This is a genomic window from Porphyromonas sp. HMSC077F02, assembly GCF_001815465.1.
Classification (GTDB): Bacteria; Bacteroidota; Bacteroidia; order Bacteroidales; family Porphyromonadaceae; genus Porphyromonas_A; species Porphyromonas_A somerae.
In genome coordinates, this window is record NZ_KV820637.1 from 137,511 (window position 1) to 137,753 (window position 243).

The window sequence follows — 243 nt, forward strand, 5'->3', positions numbered from 1 at the left end:
ACCCTTGCGACCCCGGCCGAGGGGTCGGACAACCTATACTAGGAATAATCAACAAGAGCACCCGACAGGGTGCCATTCAGCTAGCCCCCAGTCGAGGCTCGTAGAGCCGATGACTGGCGGGTAATATAAGGTGAAAACCCACGACCCTTGTGGTCGCACCAGCCTATGTGAGTGCGACCGCAAGGGTCGAATTGTATGCTGTCTCTTCTCCCCCCCCCCCCCCCCCCCCCCCCCCCCCCCCCC